Origin of the sequence: Saccharothrix luteola (assembly GCF_020859565.1) — a bacterium.
Lineage (GTDB): Bacteria > Actinomycetota > Actinomycetes > Mycobacteriales > Pseudonocardiaceae > Actinosynnema > Actinosynnema luteola.
The window spans coordinates 1-23,755 of sequence record NZ_JAJHUO010000012.1; the positions used below are offsets into that span (position 1 = coordinate 1).

A 23,755-nucleotide genomic window follows, 5' to 3' on the forward strand; every position below is an offset into this window, starting at 1 on the left:
GGCTTGGCTGAGCTGGGTCATGTGCGGGTGTGACCAGCTGTGGTTCTCGACCCACATGCCGGCGTCGCGCTGGCTGCGGGCGAGGGCCTGGTTCGCCTGGACGTTGTTGCCCTGGTTGAAGAACGTGGCCCGCAGCCCGGCCGACCGCAGGGCGTTGAGCAGCGCGGTGGTGGTGCCGGCCTTGGGCCCGTCGTCGTAGGTCAGGGCGACGTAACCGCTGGAGCAGTCGGCGGCGCTGGCCGCGTTCGGCAGCACGACGGCCAACGCGCCGAGCAACCCGACCGCGCCGGCCAGCGCGGCGACGCGTCGCCGCACGCCACGTGCCACCGGCCTGCCGGCATCGGTGGCGGCAGTTCTGGACATCACTTCCTCCAAGGGGATCGAACCGGGCTACGAGGCGTAGCGTCCGAAAGTTGCGATACCTGGGCTGAGCTATTTCGGACAGTCAAGGCCGGATGATCGTCGGAGTCAAGCGTTGAACTCACCTATAGAGACGCATGTCCGCAGGTAGACGCTTCGTGACGGCTGATAGCACTAGCGGTCGGAGGGTTCGAAAGTGTCGGGGTTGGCGGGTCACCCGCACCCGGTGTCGTCGGGGTCGGGTTCGGGGTGTTCGGCGAGGACCGCGCACAGCCGGGACACCGCCTCGGCCGGGTCCGTCGGGATCCGCAGCACTTCGTCACCGGCGCTGACCACCCCGCCGGCGGTGAAGGCCAGGCGCGTCGGTGGCGAGCGGTGGCCCTGGATCGAGGCCAGCGGTTCGCCGCCGGCGACGTCCCACAGGCGCACGTCGGGCCGGTCGGCGGAGACCGTGGCCAGGGTCGCGCCGTCGGGGGCGAACGCCAGGGCGGTGATCTCGGCGCCCACCGGGAACTCCCGCCGCACGTGCGCGGTGCTCGGGTCGACGAACTTGGCGACGCCACCCGTCGCGACGACCAGCGAGCCGTCGTGGAAGCCGATGGCGACGTCGTGCCGGTCCTCGACGCGCCCTTCCTGCTGGGTGAACGACGCGGTGTCCCACACCCGCGACCACACGCTCACGTCGCCGAGCACCTCCCCGGCCAGCCACTCCCCGTCCGGCGAGAAGACGAGGTCGCGCACCTGGTAGGGGACCTCGAACCGCTTGCGCTCGGTGAAGGTGTCCAGCTCCCACACGCCCATCTCGTAGCCGGTGGTGGTCTTCAGGCAGACGGCGATCAGGTCCGCCGACACCGCGAACCTCCGCACGTCGGCGTCGCGCGGCAGCGGGACCGCCCGCCTCGCGCCGTCGGGCCCGGTCACGGTGAGCCGCTCGTCCTCGACCACGGCGAGGTGCCCGCGCGGGCCGATCCGGACGTCCTGCCCGGCGACCGATCGGCCGTCCCCGGCGTGCACGACGCCGCGCGCGCCCGCGACCCACACCGTGCCGTCGGCGGGATCGACGCCCAGGCCCGCGGCGGGGCCGAGCAGCCGGTCGGAGCGGGCCGGGTTCGGCCGCCACACGACCACCGTGTCGCCCGACGACGTGCTCGCCGCGACGGTGCCGCCGGCCGAGGCGAGCGCGTAGACGATGTCCTGGTTGCCCGCGTACTCGGCCATGACCTCGCCGGTGGCGGGGGAGAGGGTGAACAGGTCGGCGCCGTTGGCGGTCAGCACGCGCTCGCCCCCGTCCACGACGGCCACCTCGCCCCGGGCCCGGGCGAGTTCGCGCAGCGGTTCTGCGGTGTCCGGGTGCCAGAGCCGGATCGCTTCGTCCACGCGCGAGGACACCAGGTACGACGCGGCGTAGGCGAGGTGGACGAGGTTGTGCGAGCCGGGCAGCTCGTCGCGGTGCTCGGTGCGCAGGGCGACGCGCTCGCCCGCCGGGTCCCACACCTCCACGACCCCGTCCGACCGCCCGATGGCCAGCCTGCGCCCGTCGGGGCGGAACCGCAGGGCGGAGATCCACTCGCCGGACGCGAACGCCCGCACGCGGGCGCCGTCGCGCCACAGCTCGACCCCGCCCGACACCGCGACCGCGAGCGTCCCGTCCGGGCTCCACGCGGCGGTGTCGCCCCCGTCGACGGTCCGTTCCACCGAGGCGGACCCGAGGTGCCAGACCTTGGTCCCCCTGCCCGAGACGGCGAGCCGCGCGCCGTCGGGCGAGAACCGGACGGCCCTGACGTCCTCGCCCGACCCGCGTTCGACCGCCAGGACGGCGCGACGTTCGGCGACGTCCCACACCAGCACCTCGCCGTCGTGCCCGCCCACGGCGACGCGACGGCCTGCGGGATCGACGTCGATCGTGAGCGCGCTCGCGAAGGCGGGGTGGTCCCCTTGGGCGAGGACCACCGGCGGCACGCGGGTCACCGCCGACAGCAGCGCCGACCGCGCCTCCGGGGTGGTGTCCGCGTGCCAGGCGCGCAGCGCGTCGCGCACCGCCGCGACCGGATCCTCGGTGGTCAACGACTCGGTCGCCAACTGCCGGGACAGCCGCTGGGCCGATTCGCCGCGCGCCAGCACGGCCACGGTGGCGGCGATGGCGACGACCACGACCACCGCCAACGCGCCGGCGGTCGCCGCCGCCCGCCCGACCCGGGAGCGGTTGAGCGCCCGTCGGCCCGCGTCGACGTAGTCCCGTTCCACGAGGGTCAGGTCGGTGCGCCCGTCGGCCAGGCCCAGGGTCGCGGCCAGGCGCGGTCCGCGCGGCAGGTCGCCGGGGTCGCGGCCCGTGTCGGCCCACCGCTGCGCGGCGTCGGCGAGGCGGCGGCGGGCCAGCAGGGCGTCGCGGTCCTCGTCGACCCACGCCCGCAGCCGCGGCCAGGCCGACAGCAGCGCCTCGTGGCTGAGCTGGGCGCCGTCCCGGTCGACGGTGACGAGCCGGGCGGCGACCAGCTCGTCGAGCACCGGACCCGGCGGCGCCACCGCACGGCGGCGGGTGACCGCGCCGCCGTCGTGCACGCTCACCATGCTCAGCACGGTGGCGCGCAGGACCGCGCGGTCGGCCGCGGACAGCTTGGCGTGGACCTGCTCGGCGGTGCGCGCGACCGCGCCGTCGATCCCGCCGGTGGCCAGGTACGCCGCCAGCGTGAGCGTGTCACCCTGCCGGTGGTGCCAGGTCTCGCGCAGCGCGTGCGCGAGGCGGGGCAGCGCGCCCGGGTCGTAGTCGCCTCCGCCGAGGTCGGCGATCAGCCTGGCGGGCAGGCCCGGCTCGACGGCGGCGCCCACCGCCGCGGCGGGCGCGGTGATCGCCTCGCTGAGCTCGTCGACGCCGAGCGGTCCCAGGATCACCGACCGGGCGAGCGCGCGGCGCAGCGGCGGCAGCCCGATGCACTGCTCGACGAAGTCCGCGCGCACGGCCAGCACCACCAGGCCCGGTCCCGGATCGGCCAGGGCGGCGGCGAACGCCGCGCGGTCGGACTCGCCGACGTCGTGGGTGAACAGCTCCTCGAACTGGTCGACCACGATCAGCACGCGCGCGGTCAGGCCGAGCCCGCCCGCGCGGATCCGCCGGGCGAGCGCGGCGGTGTCCTGCCCGGTCCGCTCGGCGAGGGCCGCGGCCAGCGCGCCGACCGGGTCCGGGCCGGGGGTGAGCACCACCGCGGGCCAGTCCGCCGCCGCGGGCAGCAGCCCGGCCCGCAACAGCGACGACTTGCCCGAGCCCGACGCGCCCACCAGCACCGTCGGCTCCGGGCGGACCAGCTGGTCGGCCAGGCGCACGAGCAGGTCGGTGACCACGTGCCCGCGGCCGTGGAACCAGCCCGCCTCCTCGGTGGTGAACCCGCGCAACCCCGGGTACGGGCAGCCCTCGCCGCCGGCGACCACGGCCGTGCCGGCGGCCGACCGGATGATCGCCTCGACGAACCGCTCCCGGTCGGCGGTGTCCGCGGCGACCGTGGCGGCGCCGTTGGCGCGCAGGGCGTCGACGGCCGCCGAGATCAACGCGGTCGCCGTGGGGTAGCGGCGGTCGGGGTCCTTGGCCAGCCCGCGGGCCAGCACGGCGTCCAGGGCGGGACCGATGCGCGGGTCCAGCCGTGACGGCGCGGGCGGCGGTTCCAGCAGGTGCGCGGCCAGCTTCGCGGCCGGTTCCGCGCCGCCGAACGGCAACCGCCCGGTCAGGCCCTCGTAGAGCACGCACGCCAGCGAGTAGACGTCGGCGCGGCCGTCGGCCTCGCCGCCGAGGCGCTCGGGCGCGATGTAGTCCAGCGAGCCGATGAAGTGGCCGGTGCGGGTGATCGCGGTCGCCGCCGCCGACACCGGGCGGGCGATGCCGAAGTCGGCCAGGTACGCGTGGCCCGAGCGGTCGACCATGATGTTGGACGGTTTGACGTCGCGGTGCACCAGCCCGGCCGCGTGCGCGGCGTCGAGCGCGTCGGCGACCTGGCCCAGCAGCACGAGCAGGTCGTCCGGGGCCGTGCCGTCGGCCAGCAGCCGGTGCAGGTCGACGCCGTCGACGAGCATCATGTCCAGGTACAGCGTCCCGTCGATCTCGCGGTAGGCGTGCACCGGCACCACGTGCGGGTGGGTGAGCGCGGCGGCGATCCGCGACTCGCGGCGGAACCGCGCCTCGAACTCCTCGTCACCGGTGAGCAGCCGCTTCAGCGCGACCGTGCGGTGGTGGACGGTGTCGTGGGCGCGGTGCACCACCCCCATGCCGCCACGGCCGAGCAACTCGCCCACCCGGTACGGCCCGAATCGCTCCGCCATGCCCCTCCTCGTGTCCTCCGGGAAGTCAACCGCGCCCGGCGCCGCCTCGGACCGGGTTCGCCGGACATGGCGGAAATTTCCGGACCTGGCGGCCGGCGCCGGGGCACCTCGGAATGCTTTCTTCGAAATGGGCGATTTCGGCTGTTCCCCGGACTGCGGAGGAATTGTCCGATATGGCGCTCTGTGACGAATGGCACAGGTTGTTATGTCGTTTCCGGCGTTTTCGGGTGATTTGTTGACCTATTGATTATCACTCGAACGGGTGAATGATGGTGCGGTCCCGCCGAGCGGGTCGATCCCCGCCCGGTCCCTGTTCCCGAAGGGCTGCACCACGTGGCAAGAAAAGGCATCGTCGCCATCGCCGTCCCGGTCGTCCTCAGCGCGTTGCTGACCGCCGGTGTCGCACCGGCCCGATCGCAGGGGGCGGCGCAGAGCCCGATCGACATCACGCCGTCGTCGATCCGCTTCGACACGCACCTGCCCCCGCTGCTCATCTCCTACGGCCACCACGCCGCCGGCGACCTGCACTACGTCCGCAAGGACGCCGCGGCGTCCGACGGCTGCGCCGTGCGCGACCACGAGGAGACCGAGGAGTTCGAGGTCGAGCCCGGAGCCGGGCACGTCACGCTCTCCGGCGTCCGGTACGACCTCGTGCAGTTCCACTTCCACACCCCGTCGGAGCACCGGTTCGCCGGGCACGCCGACCCGCTGGAGATGCACCTGGTGCACCGCAGCGCGGCGGGCGCCCTGCTGGTGATCGGCGTGCCGCTGCGCGTCGGTGCGCCGTCCACTGTGGACAAGGTGCTGTCGCACCTCGCGCCCGAGTGCGGCGAGGAGGTGCACTTCGCCGACATCGACCTGAACACGTTGCTGCCGGTGAACCGCGCCACGGCCCGCTACACCGGCTCGCTCACCACGGCGCCATTCACCGAGGGCGTGCAGTGGTTCCTGATGGGGGAGAAGACGGTGACGCAGGCCACCGTCTCCCGCTTCCAGAGCCTGTTCTACGCGGGCAACGCGCGCCCCGTGCAGCCGTTGAACGGCCGGACCGTCCAGCTCGAACTGCCGCACATCTGACGCCGGTGATGGTGGCGGCGCCGTCCGCGCCGCCACCGTCGACTCAGTCCAGCGTGGTGTCGGCGTTGTCGCGCACGGCGACCGCGGCGGCGTTCTCCTGGTAGCTCTGCTCCGACACGAGGGTCACGCGCGCCGTGGACTGGAAGACCGGGATGGTCGCCGCGCCGCAGGACGCCATCGTGGCCTTGATCTTGGCCACGGTCAGGGCGAGCGCGTCGCCGAGGTCGCCGACGTACGGCACGTAGCCGTCCACGCCCTCCTCGAAGTGCAGCTTGTCCTCGCCCTGGTCGTAGCGCTGCCAGTTGCGGGCCCGGCTGGAGCCCTCGCCCCAGTACTCCTTGAACACCGAGCCGCCGATGCGCACCTTCTTGCCGGGCGACTGGTCGAACCGCGCGAAGTAGCGGCCCATCATCACGAAGTCCGCGCCCATCGCCAGCGCCAGGGCCATGTGGTAGTCGTGCAGCAGGCCGCCGTCGGAGCAGATCGGCACGTACTCGCCGGTGCGCCGCGCGTAGGCGTCGCGGGCCTCGGCGACGTCCATGACCGCGCTGGCCTGGCCCCGCCCGATGCCCTTCTGGTCGCGGGTGATGCAGATCGAGCCGCCGCCGATGCCCACCTTCACGAAGTCCGCGCCCGCGTCGGCCAGGAACCGGAACGCCTCGCCGTCCACGACGTTGCCCGCGCCGATCGGCACCTCCGGGAACTCGCGCTTGACCCACCGCAGCGCCTCGGCCTGCCAGTCGCTGTAGCCGTCGGACGAGTCCAGGCACAGCACGTCCGCGCCGGCGGCGACCAGCGCGGGCACGCGGTCGCGGTAGTCGTGCGTGTTCACGCCCGCGCCGACCCGGAACCGCTTGGCCGCGTCGACCACCGCGCCGGGGAACTGCTTGTGGTCGGCGTAGTCCGACCGGAACACGAGGTGCTGCAGGTGCCCGGCGCCGTCGACGACCGGCAGGCAGTCCAGGCGGTCCTCCCACAGCAGCGTGTTGGCCTCCGACAGGGTGATGCCCTCCTTGCCGCAGGTCAGGGCGTCCGCCGTGCGCATCCGCTCGGCGACCGGCAGGTCCAGGTCGTGCCGGTCGGAGTGGAAGTCGCGGGACGTGACCAGGCCGACGAACCGCCCGTGCGGCGTGCCGTCCTCGGTGACGGCGGCGGTGTTGTGGCCGGTGGTCTTCATCAAGCCGACGAGGTGCCGCAGCGAGTCGGTCGGGCGGACCGTGGTGTCGCTGACCACGAACCCCGCCTTGAAGTTCTTCACGAACCGCACCGCGTCCGCCTGGTGCTCCACGGACTGGTTGTGGTGCAGGAAGCTCAGGCCGCCCGACCGGGCCAGGGCCACCGCCAACCGCGGCGAGCTGACCGCCTGCATGATCGCCGAGGTGAACGGCGCCGACAGCCGGATCGGCGACGACGCGCCGACGGCGTGCCGCACGAGAGGTGTGCCGAGGTCGACCTTCGCGGGCGTGCACTCCGCGGTGGTCCGGTTGGGCAGCAACAGGAACTCGTTGAACGTCCGCGACACACCGGGCACGATCTCGACCACGAGCAGCATCTCCGAATCACCATGCCGGGCGGTCCCGGCTCCACCTTGTGCCCGCAGCCTCCCACACCGCGACGGGCACGCCGTGTCGCGAGCGCGACGGCCGCCACCTATGCTGGGCGGATCCCCGTCGCGCCGTACCCGCCGGTCGTGCCGCGTGCACCACCCCGTCGACCGGCCGTTCGAGCCGGCCCCTCTTGTCCCCCGGTCGGGGGATCACACCCCCACTATCGAGGATCGGACCACGTGACCTTGCCCTACGGGTCGGACGACGACCACGCCGCCGACCGCTTCGTCAACAACGCGCTGCGCAGCCGTGACGAGGAGACCTGGCGGCTGCTGGCCTCCGACGCCTACGTCGAGCAGACCGACCGCGTGCTGCGGGCGATGCTCGACCGGATCGCGGCGACCCGCGTGCACCGCACCGCGGGGCGGGCCGCCGCACGGGCACGCGCGCTCGACGGTGAGATCAGCCAGGCCGAGTACCAGCGCGACGCCGCCGAGGACGCCAACCGCGCCACGAAGACCGCCCACTTCGAGACGTTGGTGCGCGAGCACCACCGGCTGATCGCCGCGGCGGCCCGGCGGCTGCGCGGCGACGACGTCCGCGACGAGCTGACGGACCTCGTGCTCGCCCTGGGTTCCGCGATCGACGCCCACCGGGCCGCCGTGCTCGCCGGCGGGACGGAGCCCACCGAGGCCGACCAGGCGTTGTGGGCGCGGCTGGCCACGCTCGACGTGCCGGACACCTCCGCGGGTGAGGGGCGCACGTCGGTGGAGGAGCTGGTCCGGCGGCACTCGACGCGGCAGGACGACTTCGGGCGCGTGCTGGCCGGGATCATCCTGGACGTGGCGGGCGACGAGACGTCGGTGCCGCGCGCCGCGCTGCTGACCGCGTGGAAGCGGGAGGTCGCGCCGATGCTGGCCGTCGAGCAGAAGACCGAGTTCGCGGCCAAGGGCAAGGGCTCGTTGCTGACCGAGAAGCTCCGCAAGACCTTGGGCCACTTGGAGCGCAAGGGCCTGGTCAAGCGCTCCGGCACGCCGGACGAGCAGCGACTCGACGTGCTCGACCGGTCCGGTCTCGAGGACCTGGCCGAGGGCGGCGGGGAACCGCCGGTGTGACGGTTCCCCCACCCCGTCGGGTCACGGGGTCCAGCGGATCCCGGGGTTGATGCGACCGCTCCAGTCGAAGGTCGCCATGTTGTCCCAGCCGTTGCCGCTCGTGGCGATGTCGGCCGGGTCCCAGCCGTTGCCTGGGACCGCGTACCAGGTCGGCTCCCAGTAGAAGACGCCGATGGCGCCCGCGTTGCGCGCGGTGTTCTGGACGTGGGTGAAGTTCTTCGCCTGGCCCGCCCACGTCAGCGGGTAGTCCGCGCAGCCGGAGGTGATGGAGTTGCCGGTGCTGTCGGCGTTCCCGCTGGTGAACGGGTAGGCGGTCTCCGCGAGCACGACGTCCTTGCCGTAGCGGGAGCGCACGTCGGTGATGACGTTGTAGAGGTTGGCCAGCGTGCCGTGCCACATGCAGTAGTACGACAAGGCGGTGATGTCCCAGGCCACGCCCTTGGACCTGATGCCGTCGTAGAACCAGCGGGCGTGGTCGAGGCTGTCGGCGTTGGCCGTGTGGATCATGACCTTGGTGCCGCTGTCGCACGCCTTGGTGGCGTTGTAGCCGGCCTTCAGCAGCAGGCTGAGGTTGGTGAAGTCGTTGTTGACGACCTTGCCGTCGTTCCAGAGCATGCCGACGTTGATCTCGTTGCCGATCTGCACGCTGTCCGGCGTGGTGCCCTGGGCCTTGAGGCTGGTGCAGACGTCGTGGGTGTAGTTGTAGACGTCGGTCTGCAGCTGGCCGATGCCGTGGCTCGACCACGCGGCCGGCTTGTACTGCTTGCCGGGATCGGCCCACGTGTCGGAGTAGTGGAAGTCGACGAGCAGCTTGAGGCCCTTCGCCTTCACCGTCCTGGCGTAGGCCAGGACCTTCGCCTTGTTGTTGTAGCCGCTGCGCGGGTTGTTCCAGACGCGCAGGCGGACGTAGTTGACGCCCGCGCCCTTGAGGATGTCGAGTGGATCCCGCGCCGTGCCGGCCGCGTCGTAGTACTTCGCGCCGAGGTCGAGGGCGCGTTGCGCGGTCGAGACGTCGGCTCCGAGCATGCTCAGCGAACCGGCCGCGGAGACGGCCGGGGTGAGCGTGGCCAGCGGGAGCACGGCGGTCGCCAGGGCGAGGACGGCCTTGGCCGCCCGGGTGGGTCCGGACATCCGATCTCCTTTGATCGACGGTACGGCGCGGCGGCGGCCTGTGTACGTGCACAACATGAAAGCTCAGATGGATGCGCAGCTCAAGCCATCGGGGAGCCTTCTTGCTGGGAACGTGCACAGTGCGGGTTCGCGCCCGGCGATCGGCGGGTGGGTAGCGTGCTGCCGTGGTGCCGGTGCTCGGCCGGTTCGGTTGGCACGGCTACGTGATCGTGTCGGTCGCCGTGCCGGCCGTCGGGTTGGCGGGCGTCCTGGGAGGCACGCCACGCGGTCGCCGGTGCGGCGCCGGTGCGGCCACGGCACTGCCGACCCTCACGCCCGTGCTCGGCGCGATCCCCGTGTTCGTCGTCGCGAACGGCATGCGCCACGGCGACGGCAGGCCGTGGCACGCCGCGGTGGCCGCGCTCGCCGGGGTGGCCGCCGTGACCGCGCTGCTCGTCGCCCGGGCGCGCCTGCGGCGTGCCGGCTGAGCCCGCGCCGTGCTGGAAGCCGTCGACGCCCGCTGACGGCCGACGCCCGTCGTCGAGGCGCGCGCCCCGGACGCGCCCGTGTCGCCCGCTGAGCCGCGTCCCACCGGCGTGGGCCGCGACCGCCGTCAAGATCCCGTAAGGAACCGCGCACCCGGGCCCGACGGCGCGGTTCACCCTTTAGGGTCGCCCCGGTGGTCGGGGGCACGTCTGCCGGTGCGCGGTCGCCCGAGCGGCCGACCGGCGCCCGGGTGGAGGTTCCGGCGCGCGGGAGCGACCCGGCCCGCCTGCCACCGGTCGCCGTCGACCACCCGCTGTTCCGGCAACTCCGGGCCACACCAGGCCGGACCGAGACCCCCTAGGCCCTGCCTCCATGTCCAAGCTCGCCACCGTCGCCAAGCGGCTCTTGGTGGGGCGGCCGTTCCGCAGCGACCGCCTGTCGCACACCCTGCTGCCCAAGCGGATCGCGCTGCCGGTGTTCGCCTCCGACCCGATGTCCAGCGTGGCGTACGCGCCCGAGGAGATCCTGCTGGTCCTCTCGGTCGCGGGCGCGTCGGCGTACGCCTTCAGCCCGTGGATCGGGTTGCTGGTGGCGGTGGTGATGGCCGCCGTGGTGGCCTCCTACCGGCAGAACGTCCGCACCTACACCTCGGGCGGCGGCGACTACGAGGTGGCCGCGGTCAACCACGGCCCGAAGTGGGGCCTGGTGGTCGGCAGCGCCCTGCTGGTCGACTACGTGCTGACGGTGGCGGTGTCGATCGCGTCCGCCGCGGCCAACATCGGCTCGGCCGTGCCGTTCGTGGCGACGCACAAGGTCGAGTTCGCGGTCGGCGCCATCGTCGTGCTCACCGCGATGAACCTGCGCGGTGTGCGGGAGTCGGGCACCGCGTTCGCCATCCCCACCTACGCCTTCGTCGTCGGCATCCTCGCCATGATCGTGTGGGCGCTGGTCCGCGTGTACGTGCTGGGGGACGACGTGCGGGCGGAGAGCGCCGACTTCGACCTCGTGGAAGAGCACGGCGGTCTGGCCGGGCTCGGGTTCGCGTTCCTGGTCCTGCGCGCGTTCTCCTCCGGCAGCGCCGCGTTGACCGGGGTCGAGGCGATCAGCAACGGCGTGCCCGCGTTCCGCAAGCCCAAGGGCCGCAACGCCGCCATGACCCTGCTGATGATGGGCGTGCTGGCCGTCACCATGTTCCTCGGCCTGATCATGCTGGCCCGGCTCACCGGCGCCCAGGTCGCCGAGGACCCCGCGCACCAGCTGATCGGCGCGCCCGCCGGCTACGAGCAGAAGACCCTGGTCGCCCAGCTCGCCAACGCCGTGTTCGCCGGGTTCCCGCCGGCGACCTGGTACGTCATCTTCTTCACCGGCCTGATCCTGGTCCTGGCCGCGAACACCGCGTTCAACGGGTTCCCGGTGCTCGGCTCGATCCTGGCCCAGGACCGCTACCTGCCGCGCCAGCTGCACACCCGCGGCGACCGGCTGGTGTTCTCCAACGGCATCGTGTTCCTCGCCGGGTTCGCGATCGTGCTCGTCGTGGCGTTCGACGCCGAGGTGACGCGGCTGATCCAGCTCTACATCGTCGGCGTGTTCATGTCGTTCGTGATCAGCCAGAGCGGCATGATCCGCCACTGGGCCCGGCTGCTGCGCACCGAGACCGACCCCGCGGCGCGGCGGCGGATGCGGCGCTCCCAGGCGGTCAACGCGTTCGGCTTCGCGATGACCGCGCTGGTGCTGGCCGTCATCCTGATCACGAAGTTCACCCAGGGCGCCTGGATCTCGCTCGCCGCGATGGCCGCCATCTACGCGTTGATGGCCGCGATCCGCCGCCACTACCAGCGGGTCGCCGACGAGCTCCGGGAGGACGACGACGACCTGCCGATCCGGCTGCCGTCCCGCAACCACGCGATCGTGCTGGTGTCCAAAGTGCACGGTCCCACCAAACGCGCGCTGGCCTACGCCAAGGCGGTGCGGCCGGACCGGCTCGAAGCGGTCACCGTCAACGTCGACGACAAGGACACCAGGGAGCTCGTCGCCCTCTGGAACAAGCAGGACTTCTCCATCCCGCTGAAGGTGATCGAGTCGCCGTACCGCGAGATCACCAAACCGGTCCTCGACTACGTGAAGCGGGTGCGCACCGCCAACCCCCGCGACGTCGTCACCGTCTTCCTCCCCGAGTACGTCGTCGGGCGCTGGTGGGAACAACTCCTGCACAACCAGAGCGCGCTGCGCCTCAAGGGCAGGCTCCTGTTCCAGCCCGGCGTCATGGTCACCAGCGTGCCGTGGCAACTGGCCTCCTCGGCCAAGGTCCGCGACCGCCTCGTGCCCGCGCCGGGAGCGATCCGCCGCGGCCTCGACGCCAAGAACGAGGAACTCGACCACTGAGCCGCCTGACCGCCACCGCTTCCGCCCGTTCGACCGGACGGCAGCGGTGGTCGGCTCAGAGGGATGTCGGTCGCGGTGGCCACGAAGACCACGGTGTAGGTGCCCGCCGCCTCGAACGCCCAGTTGGCGTGCGCGTGGGTGTTGACCGCGACGGTCCGGCTGTCGGGCAGGCCGTTGCCGCTGTCCACGAGCAGGGTGGGCGCGCCGACCGCGTCGGTGGTGAAGACGCTGAACCCGGCGGGGCCGCAGACCCACTCGAACCGCGGCGTCAGGGCGTCGCCGGGGGCCTGGCGGACGGCGCCCTGCGCACCCGGATCAAGGACGGCACGGCGGGGCCCGACAAGGCGGTCTGGCGCGATCCCGCAGGCGCAGGTCCCCGGCATCTGGGCCGGCTGGAACACCGAGGCGCTGCGCCCCGAGCACGGCGACGTCACCATCACGGTGTCGCCGTGGCCGGACCCGGCCGGTTCGCGCTGTTCCTGACCGGGCTGGCGCCGACCGTGCCGGCGAACTCCGGTGACGGCCTGCCCGACGCGCTGACCGTCGCGCCGGGCACCCACGCGCACGCCAACTGGGCGTTCGGCCGGGAGGGGAGCTACCGGATCACGGTCGAGGTCGCCGTCACGCCCGCTGGCGGGCAGCGCGTGTCCGACACCGTCGACCACGACCACCGCGGCGGCCTCGGGCGGCACGCGGCTCACCAACACCGGAGCCGGATCGCTGGGTACTGTGTCGGCAGTGGGCGCGCCGCTGCTCACGGGTGGCGCGGCGTTGCTGCTGCTCACCCGATCCCGACGGCGAGGACTGGATGGCTGAGTCGATCCCCGCCGTGGTCCAGGCGTTCGACCACGGCAGCGCCGAGTTCGCCGAGTGGACGCCCCTGCTGTGGGATCCGATCGGCGCCGCGACCGTGGAGGCCGCACCGCCGCGACCGGGTGGGCGGGTGCTCGACGTGTGCTGCGGATCGGGTTCGTCGGCCATCCCGGCGGCGCGGGCGGTCGGCGTCGACGGGCTCGTCGACGCCGTCGACCTCGCGCGCGAGCTGCTCGACCAGGGCGTCCGACGCGCCGAAGGGCTGCCGCAGCTGCGGTTCCACCACGCCGACGCGTCCCGGTGGACCTCTGTGGACGGCCTGCCCTACGACCGGGTGCAGTGCGTCTTCGGCGTGTTCTTCCTGCCGGACATGGACGCGGCGGCGGCCCACCTGGTCGGCCTGCTCCGCCCTGGTGGCGCGTTCGCCGTGACCACGTGGCGGCAGGGCAGCGTGGACGACGTGGTGGGGCCGCTGGTCCAGGCGCTCACCGAGCGGACGGGGCGGACCCTCGACCGGCCGGCTTCGGCACAGCGGGCCGCCCGCGTGGACACCGACGAGAAGCTCGCCGGGTGGTTGAGGAGCCTCGGGTTGGGCGAAGTCGGCGTGCGCTTGGTGGAGCGGGACATCCCCCTCACCGCCGACTCGGCGTGGAGCTTCGTGATGGGCTCGGGCATCCGGGCCGCGCTCGACGGACTGGACACCCCGGTCGTGGCCGCCATCCACGCCCGTTACCGCGAACTGATGGCCTCCACCACCACGCTCAGCGCCCGTGCGCTGGTCGGGACCGGCATCCGCTGAGCGCGGGGACGCCCCTGCCCGGCGACCCACACCCCCACACCCCGCGCCCCACAACCCCGTGACCCACACCCCTGCGACCGGCCGCAGCGGTGAGCATGACGGACGTCTCCCTTGCTGTTGCAAGTCACTTGCTGTTAGCTGCCCTTGGCAATAGTTGACCTTCCCTGCTGAGGTGGTGTGCGTGCGGCGGCTGCTGATCGGCGTCGTGGTGGCGGTGGCGCTGGCTTCGGCCTGCACCTCGCCGGACGGTGACGTCGCGGGCGACGGGGGGCGGTCGATCGTGATCGGCGCGGGCGGTGAGCCGGAGAACCTGAACCCGGTCCTCGGCTACGCGCCGGACGGCGCGTCGAAGGTCTTCGACGGGCTCGTGTCGCGGGACGAGCGGCTGCACCTCGTGCCGGCACTGGCCCGAGAGCTGCCGACCGCGTCGGCGGACGGCCTGACCTGGACCGCGACGCTGCGCGAGGGCGTGGAGTTCACCGACGGCACCCCGCTGTCCGCGCAGGACGTCGTGTTCACCTACAAGGCGGTGCTCGACGCGAAGACCAACTCGACCATCGCCTCGCGCTTCGACGCGGTGGCCGACGTGACCGCGCCGGACGACCGGACCGTGGTGTTCCGGCTGACCCACCCCTACGCGCCGTTCGCCGAGCAGTTGACCCTGGGCATCGTCCCCCGCAAGGCCTTCGACGGCGTCGACGTCAACAGCGCGCCCTTCAACACCGCGCCCGTGGGCACCGGGCCGTACGCGGTGGCCGAGTGGCGCAAGGGCGACCGGTTGGTCCTCGAGGCCAACGAGGACTACTGGGGCGGCGCGCCCGCGATCAAGTCCGTGACCGTGGTGTTCGTGCCCGACGACAACGCTCGCGCCACGCGGATGGCGGCGGGGGAGTTCGACGGCACGGTCCTGCCGCCGAAGCTGGCGAAGTCCTACGCGGACCGCTCCGGCTATCGGGTCGTGCGCAACCCGTCCGCCGACTACCGCGGCCTGGGCCTCCCGTCCGAACTGCCGCTCACCTCCGACGCGCGGGTGCGGCGGGCGATCAACCTCGGCCTCGACCGCCAGGCGATGATCGACACCGTCCTCGCGGGTGCCGGGACACCGGCCGCCACCCCGATCTCGCCGCACCTGCGGGACTGGCACGACCCTGGCGCCACGTTCGCGCACGACACCGCCGAGGCCGAACGGCTGCTGGACGAGGCGGGCTGGCGCAGGGGAGCGGACGGCGCCCGGTCCCGGGACGGGCAGCCCGCCCGGTTGCCGATCCTGTACCCGGCGGCGGACGTGCTGCGCAAGGAACTCGCGCTGGCCGCGGCGAGCGACATCGCCAAGCTGGGCATCGACGCGCCGGTCGAGTCCACCACGTTCGAGCTGATGCTCCAGCGGCAGAAGGAGGCCGCGAGCGTCTGGGGCGGCGGCGACCCGTACGACCCGGACACCGCGGCCTACACGCTGCTGCACTCCCGGTACGCCGGTCGACCCGGCTACCTGAACATGACGCTCTACCGCAACCCCGCGGTGGACGCGGCGCTGGACACCGGTCGCCGCAGCCTCGACCCCGCCACGCGCAAGCAGGCGTACACCGACTTCCAGCGGGCCTACACCGCGGACCCGGGCTGGGCGTTCCTGGTCTTCCTCGACCACACCTACGTGCTGCGCGACCGGTGGGACGGCCAGGTGCAGCAGGTCGAGCCGCACGACCACGGGCTCGTGCACGCCGTGTGGTGGAACCTCGAACGCTGGACGCCGAAGCCGTGACCGCCACCCCGGTGGCGACCGCGCGCGACCGCGCGCGCCGCCGCGCCCTCGCCCTGCTCGTGCTGCGCAGGCTCACCTTCGCGGTCCCGGTGGTGCTGCTGGTCGGCTTCGCGGTGTTCGTGCTGGCCAAGGCGTCGCCGTTCGACCCGGTCGAGCGCTACTTCGGGGTGCGCGTCATCGGCGCCTCCCCGGAACGGGTGGCGCAGGTGCGGGAGAACTGGGGCGTCGACCAGCCCGTGGTCGTGCAGTACCTCGCGTGGCTGCGGCACGCGGTCGCCGGCGACTTCGGCGACTCGTTGTCGATGCGGCAACCGGTGTCGCAGGTGATCGGCGAGCGGCTCGGCTGGTCGGTGCTGCTCGTCTCCGTCGCCTTCGTCCTGGCGCTGCTGCTCGGGCTGGTGCTCGGCACCGTCGCGGCCTGGCGCCAGGGCGGTTGGCTGGACCGGGCGGTCACCGCCACCGCCTACGCGCTGGAAGCGGCGCCGGTGTTCTGGCTGGGGCTGGCCGCGCTGTCGGTGTTCGCGCTCGAACTGCGGTGGCTGCCCGGCGGCGGGCTGACCGACCCCGGCGCCGAGCCGGGCGTCGGCCAGGTGGCCCGGCACCTGGTCCTGCCGGTGTCGGTGCTCGCGCTGTCCCACGCGCCCTGGTACGTGCTGTTCGTCCGGCAGAGCCTGCTCGAGTCGTTCACCTCCGAGCACGTGATCGGCGCGCGGTCCCGCGGCCTGCCCGATCACCTGGTCGTGTCCGGGCACGCGCTGCGCACGTCGCTGCTGCCGTTCCTGACCCTGCTCGGCTCCCGGCTGCCCGAGCTGATCACCGGGGCGTTGCTGGTGGAAACCGTGTTCTCCTGGCCGGGCATCGCGCGGGCGACCGTCGACGCCGCCCTCAACGTGGACTTCGCGCTGCTGGGCGCGCTCACCGTGCTCGCCACCGCGGTGGTGCTCGTGGGCAACCTGCTCGCCGACGTGCTCTACGCGCTGGCCGATCCGAGGGTGGGTCTGGATGGTTGACAGCCCGGTCTGGCGGCCCGTGCCGCGCTCCCGCGTCGCCGCCGTGAGCACCGGCCGATCACCGCGCCGGCGGCTGATCCCCGCCGCCGTGGTCCTCGGCGTGCTGGTGACCGCGGCGCTCGTGGTGCCCCTCGTGGTCGACCTCAACCAGCAGTACGTCGACCTGGCCTCGGCCAACCGGCCGCCCTCGGCGGCGCACCCGTTCGGCACCGACGAACTCGGCCGCGACGTCCTGCTGCGCTGCGTCTACGCGCTGCGGGTGTCGCTGGGCGTCGGGCTGTTCGCGGCCCTGATCTCCTCCGTGGTCGGCACGGCGGTCGGCGCGCTGGCGGGTGCCGTCGGCGGGTGGCCGGACCGGGTGCTGATGCGGCTGGTCGACACCGTCGCGTCGGTGCCGCACCTGCTGCTGGGCATCGTGATCGTCGCGGTGCTGCGGCCGAGCCTGACCGCCGTGGTGATCTCCATCGGGCTGACGCACTGGCTCACCTCGGCGCGGATCGTGCGCTCCGAGGTGCTCTCCCTGCGCGGCCGCCCGTTCATCGACGCCGCGGTCGTCGGCGGGTCGTCCCGCACGCGCGTGCTCGTCCGGCACCTGCTGCCGAACATCGCACCGCAGGTGCTGCTGGCCACCACGCTGATGATCCCGCACGCGGTGTGGCACGAGACCACGTTGTCCTTCCTCGGGCTGGGTTTGCCGCCGCACGCCGCCAGCATCGGCAACATGATCAACGACGCGCAGCGGTCGCTGCTCTCCGGGGGCTGGTGGATGTCGCTCGCACCCGGTGTCGTGCTGGTCGCCGCCACCCTGTCCGTCGCCGGCCTCGGCGGTGTCTGGCGGGACCGGCTCAACCCCCGGCGCAGGTCGGAGCTGACGTGGTGAGCGAACTCGTGCTCGACCGGCTGTCCGTGCGGTTCAGCCTGCCCGGCGCCACCGTGGCCGCGGTCAGCGACGTGTCACTGCGGGTCCGGCCGGGCGAGTGCGTCGCGCTCGTCGGCGAGAGCGGCTGCGGCAAGACCGTGCTGGCCAACGCGCTGCTCGGGTTCCTGCCCGGCAACGCCCAGACCTCCGGCACGGCGGCCCTGACGGGTGACGGGCCACCGCTCGACCTGCTCACCGCGCCCGACGCGGTGCTGGCCGCCACCGTCCGCGGCCGTCGCATCGGCCTCATCCCGCAGAGCCCGGCATCCCACCTCACCCCGGTGCGCACCGCCCGCGCCCAGCTTGAGGAGGCGGTGCGCGTGCACCACCCAGGAGACGCGGCGCCCCGCGACCACGTCCACCGCCTCGCCGCACGGGCGGGCCTCGTGCCCGACGACCTCGACCGCTACCCGCACGAGTTGTCCGGTGGCATGGCGCAGCGCGTCGCCAACGCGCTGGCCCTGGTCGGCGACCCGTGGTTGCTCATCGCCGACGAACCCACCACCGGCCTGGACCGGCACCTGGTCGACGGCCTGATCGAGGAGTTCCGCCGCATGGTCGCCGACGGCCGCGCCGTCTTGCTCATCACCCACGACCTGGCCGCCGCCCAGCGCGTCGCCGACCGCATCGCGGTCATGTACGCCGGGCGGATCATCGAGACCGGTCCCACGAACCAGGTGCTGGACGCCCCGCGCCACCCCTACAGCGCCGGCCTGGTCGACGCCCTGCCCGACCGGGCGTTCACCCCGATCCCGGGCCAGCCGCCGCTGCTCACCGACCTGCCACCCGGCTGCGCCTTCGCTCCCCGCTGCCACCGCGCGGCCGCCGTCTGCGCCGCGCGCCCGACCCTCGCCGACGAGCGGCACGCCGTCGCGTGCCACCTGCCGTGCTGACCGGGCTGACGGCCGACGCGATCACCGCCGGCTACGACCCCGCGCACCCCGTCCTCACCGACTTCACGCTGACCGTCCCACCGGGACTGACCGTCGGCCTGGCCGGCCCCAGCGGCAGCGGCAAGTCCACGCTCGCCCGCGTCCTGGCCCTGCTGCACAAGCCCTTCGCCGGCGCCGTCCACCTGGACGGCACTCCCGTGACCGCCTACCGCCAGCGCGCACCGCGGCGGCAGCGCACCCGCATCGGCGTCCTCTTCCAACAACCGCGCTTGTCCGTCGACCCGCGCATGACCCTGCGAACGGCGATCGCCGAGCCCCTGCGCGCCAACGGCCACCCGGTCGACGTCGTGGACGAGCTGGCCGACCGGGTGATGCTCACCCCGGAACTGCTGACCCGCCGACCGCACGAGGTCAGCGACGGCCAACTCCAACGAGCCTGCCTGGCCCGCGCGCTGGCCCTGGGCCCTGCCTACCTCGTCTGTGACGAGATGACCACCATGCTGGACGCCTCCACCACCGCCGCCCTCGTCACCGTCATCCGCGACTACCAGCGGCGGACCGGGGCGGGCGTCCTGGCCATCTCCCACGACGCCGTGCTGCTGCGCCACTGGGCGGACGAGGTCGTGACGCTGCCCGGCTCCGCCGGCGCCGACCTGTCGTCGGGTTGACGAACGGCCCCGCGCCGGGCTTGGATCCGATCATGTCGAAGCGGCCGACCGCGGTGGGGGACCGGGTGCCGGCCAAGGTCGCCGTCCGGATCCTCCCGTTCCTGGCGCTGCTCTACTTCGTCAACTACCTCGACCGCGTCAACATCGGGTTCGCCGCGCCGAACGGGCTGAACGACGAGCTCGGGCTCACCGCGACGGCGTTCGGGTTCGCCTCCGGCATCTTCTTCCTCGGCTACCTGCTCCTGGAGGTGCCGAGCAACCTCGCGCTGCACCGGTTCGGCGCGCGCCGCTGGCTGGCCCGGATCATGGTCAGCTGGGGCGTGGTGGCCACCGCGATGGCGTTCGTGCCCAACGCGGCTGCCCTGGTGGTCCTGCGGTTCCTGCTCGGCGTCGCGGAGGCCGGGTTCTTCCCGGGGATCATCCTGTACCTGACGTACTGGTTCCCGGCCGCGCAGCGCGCGAAGGCGGTCGCGCTGTTCATGGTGGCGGTGCCGGTCTCCTCGGCGATCGGGTCCACCGTGTCCAGCCTGCTCATCACGCACGGCGACGGCGTGTTCGGGTTGTCCGGCTGGCGGTTCATGTTCCTGGTCGAGGGCGTTCCGGCGATCCTGCTCGCGTTCGTCACCTGGTTCTACCTGACCGACCGGCCGGAGCAGGCCACCTGGCTCACCGAGGACGAGCGCCGCCGGCTCGCCGACGAACTGGACGCCGAGCGCCGCGCGATCCGGGCCGAGCACCACTGGCCGTTGCGCAAGGCGTTGCTGCACCCGCGGATCGTGGGGCTGGCGTTCGTCTACTTCGCCATCGCCTACGGCCTGTACGCGCTGGGGTTCTTCCTGCCGACCATAGTCGCCGGGTTCGGCCGGCAGTTCGGTACGACGCTGACCGTGCTGCAAGCCGGGCTGGTGACCGCCGTCCCGTACGTGGTCGCGGCGACCGTGATGGTGTTCTGGGCCCGGCACGGCGACCGCGTGAACGAGCGGAAGTGGCACGTGGCGCTGCCGATGCTGGTCGGCGGGTGCGCCATCCCGGTCGCGCTGTACCTCGGCAACCCGTACGCCGCGATGGTCGCGGTCACCGTGTGCGCGGTCGGTGTTTGCTGCGCGCTGCCGACGTTCTGGGCGCTGCCGTCGAGCTTCCTGTCCGGCACGGCCGCGGCGGGCGGCATCGCGCTGATCAACTCGCTCGGCAACACCAGCGGGTTCGCCGCGCCCTACGTCACCGGGTGGCTGCGCGACTTCACCGGCAGCCAACGTGCGGGTATGTGGATGGTCGGCGCGTGCATGGTCGCCGGCGCCCTCTTGGCCCTCGCCCTGGGGGCCAAGCCGAAGGAAAGTCCTCCGGTCTCCCGGACACCATGACCGGCCACAGTGGACGGCCACAGTGGACGACCGGTCCGGTCGCGTTCGGCGACGTCATACTCTACAACAGTCCCGGCGATGTGCGCTCGACCCGCTCGTCGTCGCGTTGGCCGCCGAACGGCGGACCGGCGCCGACATCGCCGCGATCCGCGAGGCGGCGGAAGGGCTGCACGCGCTGCCGGACAACCCCGACCACGAGGACCTGGCGGCCCACCGGCGTTTCCACCCGGCCCTGTACCGGGCCTCGCACAACGTGCTGCTGATCGAGACCCTGGACGGCCTGTGGGACAGGTCCGACCGCTACCGGCGGATGGCGCTGGAGGTCGACCGCGGCGACGCGGCGCGGGCGAAGAAGGACCACGAGCACCGCGCCCTGGTCGACCTGGTGGTGGCCGGTGACGCCGAGGGCGCGTCGGCCGTGATGCGCGAGCACGTCGACACGAGCCTCGGCGCCCAGGCCGCGTGGTGCCTGCGCGAGGAGCGCTGACCACGCCGCGGCGTCGTCGGTCGAGCAGGTGCGGCGCCCACCTCGTGCGGTGACCGATCCCGCCGGCGGGACGGAACTCATCGCGACCCGCTCGGGAAACCGTTGCGGGGCAGGCGTTCCACCTGCGGTTGAGCTGCCATCACTCGATCGGTGGTAGGCCGCCTCGATCATCTGCGGACAACATCTGGCCGGGGTTCGGCTGACAAACCCGAGGGGGGTTTGGTGTTTCCGCAAGTGAAGAACCGCGCAAGCAGACGTTTCGGCACAGCCTGGTTGGCTGTGGGGATCGTCCTGAGTGGCATCGCGCTGCCGGTGCTGGGCGGTACCGCGCCGGCGACCGCGCAGGACGGTGTCGACGCGTCGACCGTCCGTCCCGCATCGCCGATCGTCTTGTCCACATCGGACCAGACGATCGAGTACCTCACGTTCACCAGCACCAACGTGCAACACATCTCCGCGTCTGCAGCCGGTGGTGGGGAGGAGTTCCGACTGCTGCCGTACCTGTCCGGCATGGTGAAGCGCAGCACCACGATGGTGGAGACCCACGACGGATCGCTCCAGGTGTTCACCCACGCCGACGGCTCCGTGTGGACGATCAAGCAGAACGGCAAGGGTGGCAACTGGTCCACCTGGTCGTCACTCGGCGGCGCCGCTCTGGGCAACGGCGCCCCTGCCGTGATCCGCGGCGCCGGTGACGCGCTGTGGTTGTTCGCCCCCACCGCGGACAGCGGCGTCCGCACCCGCTCCCAACAGGGCCCGAACGGACCGTGGGGACCGTGGACCACGATCAGCGGCCCTCGCCTCTACGGCCTGAGCGTCGGGCGTGGACCGGGTGACCGACTGGAGGTCGTCGGCGCCGACGGGCAGGGCACGTTGTGGAAGAGCGCCCAGTCGTCGGCCGCGTTCGGCGCGTTCCAGCAGTTCAGCGATGCCCGGTACGGTTCCACCACGGTGGACGCGCAAGTGATCACGCGTGCCGACCGCAGCCTGGAGGTGGTGGTGCGGACGGCCGGTGGCGCGGTGTCCACCCGGCGCCAGACCGCGCCGGGCGGCGACTGGGGCCCGTGGACCGTGCTCGCGGGTCACACCGGTCCGAGTCGACCGGCGGTGATCCTCGGCCCGGACGGCGCCTTGACCGTGCTGTCGGCCGACGGCGACGGGCGGGTGTTCCAAGGGCGCTTCGGCGTCGACCCCACCTCCGGCACGAGGGCCGCGGCGGAGGAGTGGCAGGACCTCACCACGCGCGGCGCGCCGGTCGCGGGCCGGCGGGACTTCTCCGGCGCCGGGTTCGCGAACGGGTCGTGGATCGCGGTCTACAACGACGACGGCGACGCGTTCGCGGACATCAGCTCGGGTATCGGCGACGGCGACAACACCGTGAAGGCACAGCCCCCGCAACGGCGCGACCTCGCCGCGGTGCGAGCCGATGACGGCGGCGACGGCGAGCACGCGCAGGAGGTGACGCCGGTTCGAGGGCCCTCGGCGACGGGGTGGACGCCGCCGGCTTTCCAGTACGGGCACTTCACCTATGACGAGTGCGCGAAGACGGCCGTCACCAGGCAGGAGCGGGGAACGGTGAAGAACCGCTACTCCTACTGCTGGGCGGGCACGAGCGTCGTCCGGTTCAAGGGGCCGTGCTGGTTCGGTGGTCTGCTCTGCCTGGGCAGGCACTTCGTGTACACCGCGACGGTGATCGGGTTGGGTTCCGACTACTACCGCCAAGGCCGCTACACCGTCTACCTGACCGAGTTCGAGAGCCTCGCGGAGTTCGACAACGCCATCTCCCTGACGGCGCGCATCCACTGCGCGCCGCTGGTCGCCGAGACCGACTGCTCTCCCGACGAGAGCGCGTCCGAGGTTCGGCGAACCATCTCCGAGTGGAAGTCGGCACGGGAGGCGAAGGTCACCGTGCTGGGACCGGAACCCGGGCCGGACCCGCTGGTGAACCCCGACCTGCTCGGCTACGGCTCGGCCTGGATCGAGATCGTCGCGCAGTTGCCCGGCGGCAGCACCCGCACGATCGAGTCGCCCGCCAACCGCATCCGGTTCGACTCGGCGCAGTACCTCACCCACAACGGCAAGTCGGGCGCGATCTTCCCGGACGTGGACCCCGTGCTGAACATCCCGATCAACACGGTCGAGTTCGCCGCCATGAGGCAATCCGGCTTGCACTACAAGCAGGCGATGCAGCAACCGGCGAGCACGGTTCCGCTCGTGGCGGGCAAGACGATCCCGGGCGCCTTGGGCGGCTCACCGCTGCACCGGCTGTACTTCGACACCGACCGGCGTGAGGAGAACAACCGGGAAGCCGTGCGCACCTGCCGCTCGGACCTCGTCGGCCAGTACCCGCAACCCGGTGTCGACTGTGACGAGTACCCGTTCGCGAGCACCTACGAGGGCGCTTCGCCCTACTACAACCCGCAGCGCAACTTCTCGGTCAAGGCCATACCGTCCGAGGACAACCAGGCAGCCGGGACGTGGCTCTCCGCTTGGTACTCCTACGACCGGATCCTCGACAACGACGCCTTCTTCGTGAACGTCGTCGAGTAGCACCACATCGAGCCCGAACCCCGCGCGCCCGTGCGGCGGGGGCCCCCCCCCCCCCCCCCCCCCCCCGGGGGGGGGGGGGGGGGGCCAAGACGGCAGCCGGCGGGGCAAGGGGGC

At 72.7% G+C, this 23,755-nt stretch carries 17 protein-coding genes and 2 pseudogenes; 14 read left to right on the top strand and 5 right to left on the bottom strand.

Features of this window, described 5'->3' with window-relative positions:
* The coding region (locus tag LNK82_RS17855) for a polysaccharide deacetylase family protein (RefSeq protein ID WP_230568125.1) at window positions 1-363 on the bottom strand (363 nt) is incomplete at its 3' end.
* 210 nt (window positions 364-573) lie between these two features.
* Complete coding sequence (locus tag LNK82_RS17860) at window positions 574-4,665, bottom strand: nSTAND1 domain-containing NTPase (RefSeq protein ID WP_230568126.1); 4,092 nt, start codon at window positions 4,663-4,665, stop codon at window positions 574-576.
* A 333-nt stretch (window positions 4,666-4,998) separates the two neighbouring features.
* Here LNK82_RS17860 and LNK82_RS17865 point away from each other — a divergent pair, with 333 nt between their 5' ends.
* Window positions 4,999-5,742 carry a carbonic anhydrase family protein gene (locus LNK82_RS17865; RefSeq protein ID WP_230568127.1) on the top strand — a complete coding sequence of 248 codons (744 nt, stop codon included), beginning with the start codon at window positions 4,999-5,001 and terminating at the stop codon, window positions 5,740-5,742.
* 43 nt (window positions 5,743-5,785) lie between these two features.
* Here LNK82_RS17865 and LNK82_RS17870 read toward each other — a convergent pair whose 3' ends face one another.
* Entirely contained in the window at window positions 5,786-7,294 is a 1,509-nt protein-coding gene (locus tag LNK82_RS17870) for an IMP dehydrogenase (RefSeq protein WP_230568128.1), read from the bottom strand.
* A gap of 234 nt (window positions 7,295-7,528) precedes the next feature.
* Between LNK82_RS17870 and LNK82_RS17875 the strand changes: the two genes are divergently transcribed.
* Window positions 7,529-8,404 carry a hypothetical protein gene (locus tag LNK82_RS17875; protein ID WP_230568129.1) on the top strand — a complete coding sequence of 292 codons (876 nt, stop codon included), beginning with the start codon at window positions 7,529-7,531 and terminating at the stop codon, window positions 8,402-8,404.
* Between the two features lie 21 nt (window positions 8,405-8,425).
* On the opposite strand, the gene LNK82_RS17880 is transcribed toward LNK82_RS17875, so the two are convergent.
* Window positions 8,426-9,535, bottom strand: a complete 1,110-nt coding sequence (locus LNK82_RS17880) for a glycoside hydrolase family 53 protein (RefSeq protein WP_230568130.1) — start codon at window positions 9,533-9,535, stop codon at window positions 8,426-8,428.
* Window positions 9,536-9,699: 164 nt separating this feature from the next.
* Here LNK82_RS17880 and LNK82_RS17885 point away from each other — a divergent pair, with 164 nt between their 5' ends.
* Together LNK82_RS17885 and LNK82_RS17890 are read left to right on the top strand one after the other, a co-directional pair.
* Window positions 9,700-10,002: a hypothetical protein gene (locus LNK82_RS17885; protein ID WP_230568131.1), complete on the top strand. Its 303-nt coding sequence runs from the start codon at window positions 9,700-9,702 to the stop codon at window positions 10,000-10,002.
* 370 nt (window positions 10,003-10,372) lie between these two features.
* The gene (locus tag LNK82_RS17890) at window positions 10,373-12,382 is read left to right on the top strand and encodes an APC family permease (protein WP_230568132.1); all 2,010 of its coding nucleotides are present in this window, start codon (window positions 10,373-10,375) and stop codon (window positions 12,380-12,382) included.
* A 98-nt stretch (window positions 12,383-12,480) separates the two neighbouring features.
* Here the strand turns inward: LNK82_RS17890 and LNK82_RS48300 are convergent.
* Window positions 12,481-12,819: pseudogene (locus LNK82_RS48300) on the bottom strand (hypothetical protein); the annotation flags it as partial.
* A gap of 63 nt (window positions 12,820-12,882) precedes the next feature.
* On the opposite strand from LNK82_RS48300, the pseudogene LNK82_RS48305 reads away from it, so the two are divergent.
* From LNK82_RS48305 to LNK82_RS47740, 10 genes and pseudogenes are all read left to right on the top strand, one after another.
* Window positions 12,883-13,029, top strand: a pseudogene (locus tag LNK82_RS48305) (TIGR03769 domain-containing protein); the annotation flags it as partial.
* A 161-nt stretch (window positions 13,030-13,190) separates the two neighbouring features.
* Window positions 13,191-13,994, top strand: a complete 804-nt coding sequence (locus LNK82_RS17900; RefSeq protein WP_230568134.1) for a class I SAM-dependent methyltransferase — start codon at window positions 13,191-13,193, stop codon at window positions 13,992-13,994.
* Between the two features lie 181 nt (window positions 13,995-14,175).
* Window positions 14,176-15,753 carry an ABC transporter substrate-binding protein gene (locus LNK82_RS17905; RefSeq protein ID WP_230568135.1) on the top strand — a complete coding sequence of 526 codons (1,578 nt, stop codon included), beginning with the start codon at window positions 14,176-14,178 and terminating at the stop codon, window positions 15,751-15,753.
* The gene (locus LNK82_RS17910; RefSeq protein WP_230568136.1) at window positions 15,720-16,763 is read left to right on the top strand and encodes an ABC transporter permease; all 1,044 of its coding nucleotides are present in this window, start codon (window positions 15,720-15,722) and stop codon (window positions 16,761-16,763) included. Before LNK82_RS17905 ends, LNK82_RS17910 begins: the two co-directional genes overlap by 34 nt.
* Entirely contained in the window at window positions 16,756-17,643 is an 888-nt protein-coding gene (locus LNK82_RS17915; RefSeq protein ID WP_230568137.1) for an ABC transporter permease, read from the top strand. The genes LNK82_RS17910 and LNK82_RS17915 overlap by 8 nt, the downstream gene beginning before the upstream one ends.
* Window positions 17,640-18,575: an ABC transporter ATP-binding protein gene (locus LNK82_RS17920; RefSeq protein ID WP_230568138.1), complete on the top strand. Its 936-nt coding sequence runs from the start codon at window positions 17,640-17,642 to the stop codon at window positions 18,573-18,575. Before LNK82_RS17915 ends, LNK82_RS17920 begins: the two co-directional genes overlap by 4 nt.
* Window positions 18,557-19,243 (top strand): ABC transporter ATP-binding protein, encoded by a 687-nt coding sequence (locus tag LNK82_RS17925; RefSeq protein WP_230568139.1) that lies wholly within the window; start codon window positions 18,557-18,559, stop codon window positions 19,241-19,243. Before LNK82_RS17920 ends, LNK82_RS17925 begins: the two co-directional genes overlap by 19 nt.
* Before the next feature lie 32 nt (window positions 19,244-19,275).
* Window positions 19,276-20,604 carry an MFS transporter gene (locus LNK82_RS17930; RefSeq protein ID WP_230568140.1) on the top strand — a complete coding sequence of 443 codons (1,329 nt, stop codon included), beginning with the start codon at window positions 19,276-19,278 and terminating at the stop codon, window positions 20,602-20,604.
* Window positions 20,605-20,626: 22 nt separating this feature from the next.
* Entirely contained in the window at window positions 20,627-21,091 is a 465-nt protein-coding gene (locus LNK82_RS17935; RefSeq protein ID WP_308257234.1) for a FadR/GntR family transcriptional regulator, read from the top strand.
* 279 nt (window positions 21,092-21,370) lie between these two features.
* Window positions 21,371-23,641 (top strand): DUF8189 domain-containing protein, encoded by a 2,271-nt coding sequence (locus LNK82_RS47740; RefSeq protein ID WP_230568142.1) that lies wholly within the window; start codon window positions 21,371-21,373, stop codon window positions 23,639-23,641.
* Window positions 23,642-23,755: the final 114 nt, after the last annotated feature.

What these genes read in the sequence shown, in the direction of transcription:
- LNK82_RS17900 (WP_230568134.1), top strand. Translation starts at nt 13,191, where the DNA reads ATGGCTGAGTCGATCCCCGCCGTGGTCCAGGCGTTCGACCACGGCAGC.
- LNK82_RS17880 (WP_230568130.1), bottom strand. Translation starts at nt 9,535, where the DNA reads ATGTCCGGACCCACCCGGGCGGCCAAGGCCGTCCTCGCCCTGGCGACC.
- LNK82_RS17870 (WP_230568128.1), bottom strand. Translation starts at nt 7,294, where the DNA reads ATGCTGCTCGTGGTCGAGATCGTGCCCGGTGTGTCGCGGACGTTCAAC.
- LNK82_RS17915 (WP_230568137.1), top strand. Translation starts at nt 16,756, where the DNA reads ATGGTTGACAGCCCGGTCTGGCGGCCCGTGCCGCGCTCCCGCGTCGCC.
- LNK82_RS17860 (WP_230568126.1), bottom strand. Translation starts at nt 4,665, where the DNA reads ATGGCGGAGCGATTCGGGCCGTACCGGGTGGGCGAGTTGCTCGGCCGT.
- LNK82_RS17890 (WP_230568132.1), top strand. Translation starts at nt 10,373, where the DNA reads ATGTCCAAGCTCGCCACCGTCGCCAAGCGGCTCTTGGTGGGGCGGCCG.
- LNK82_RS17930 (WP_230568140.1), top strand. Translation starts at nt 19,276, where the DNA reads ATGTCGAAGCGGCCGACCGCGGTGGGGGACCGGGTGCCGGCCAAGGTC.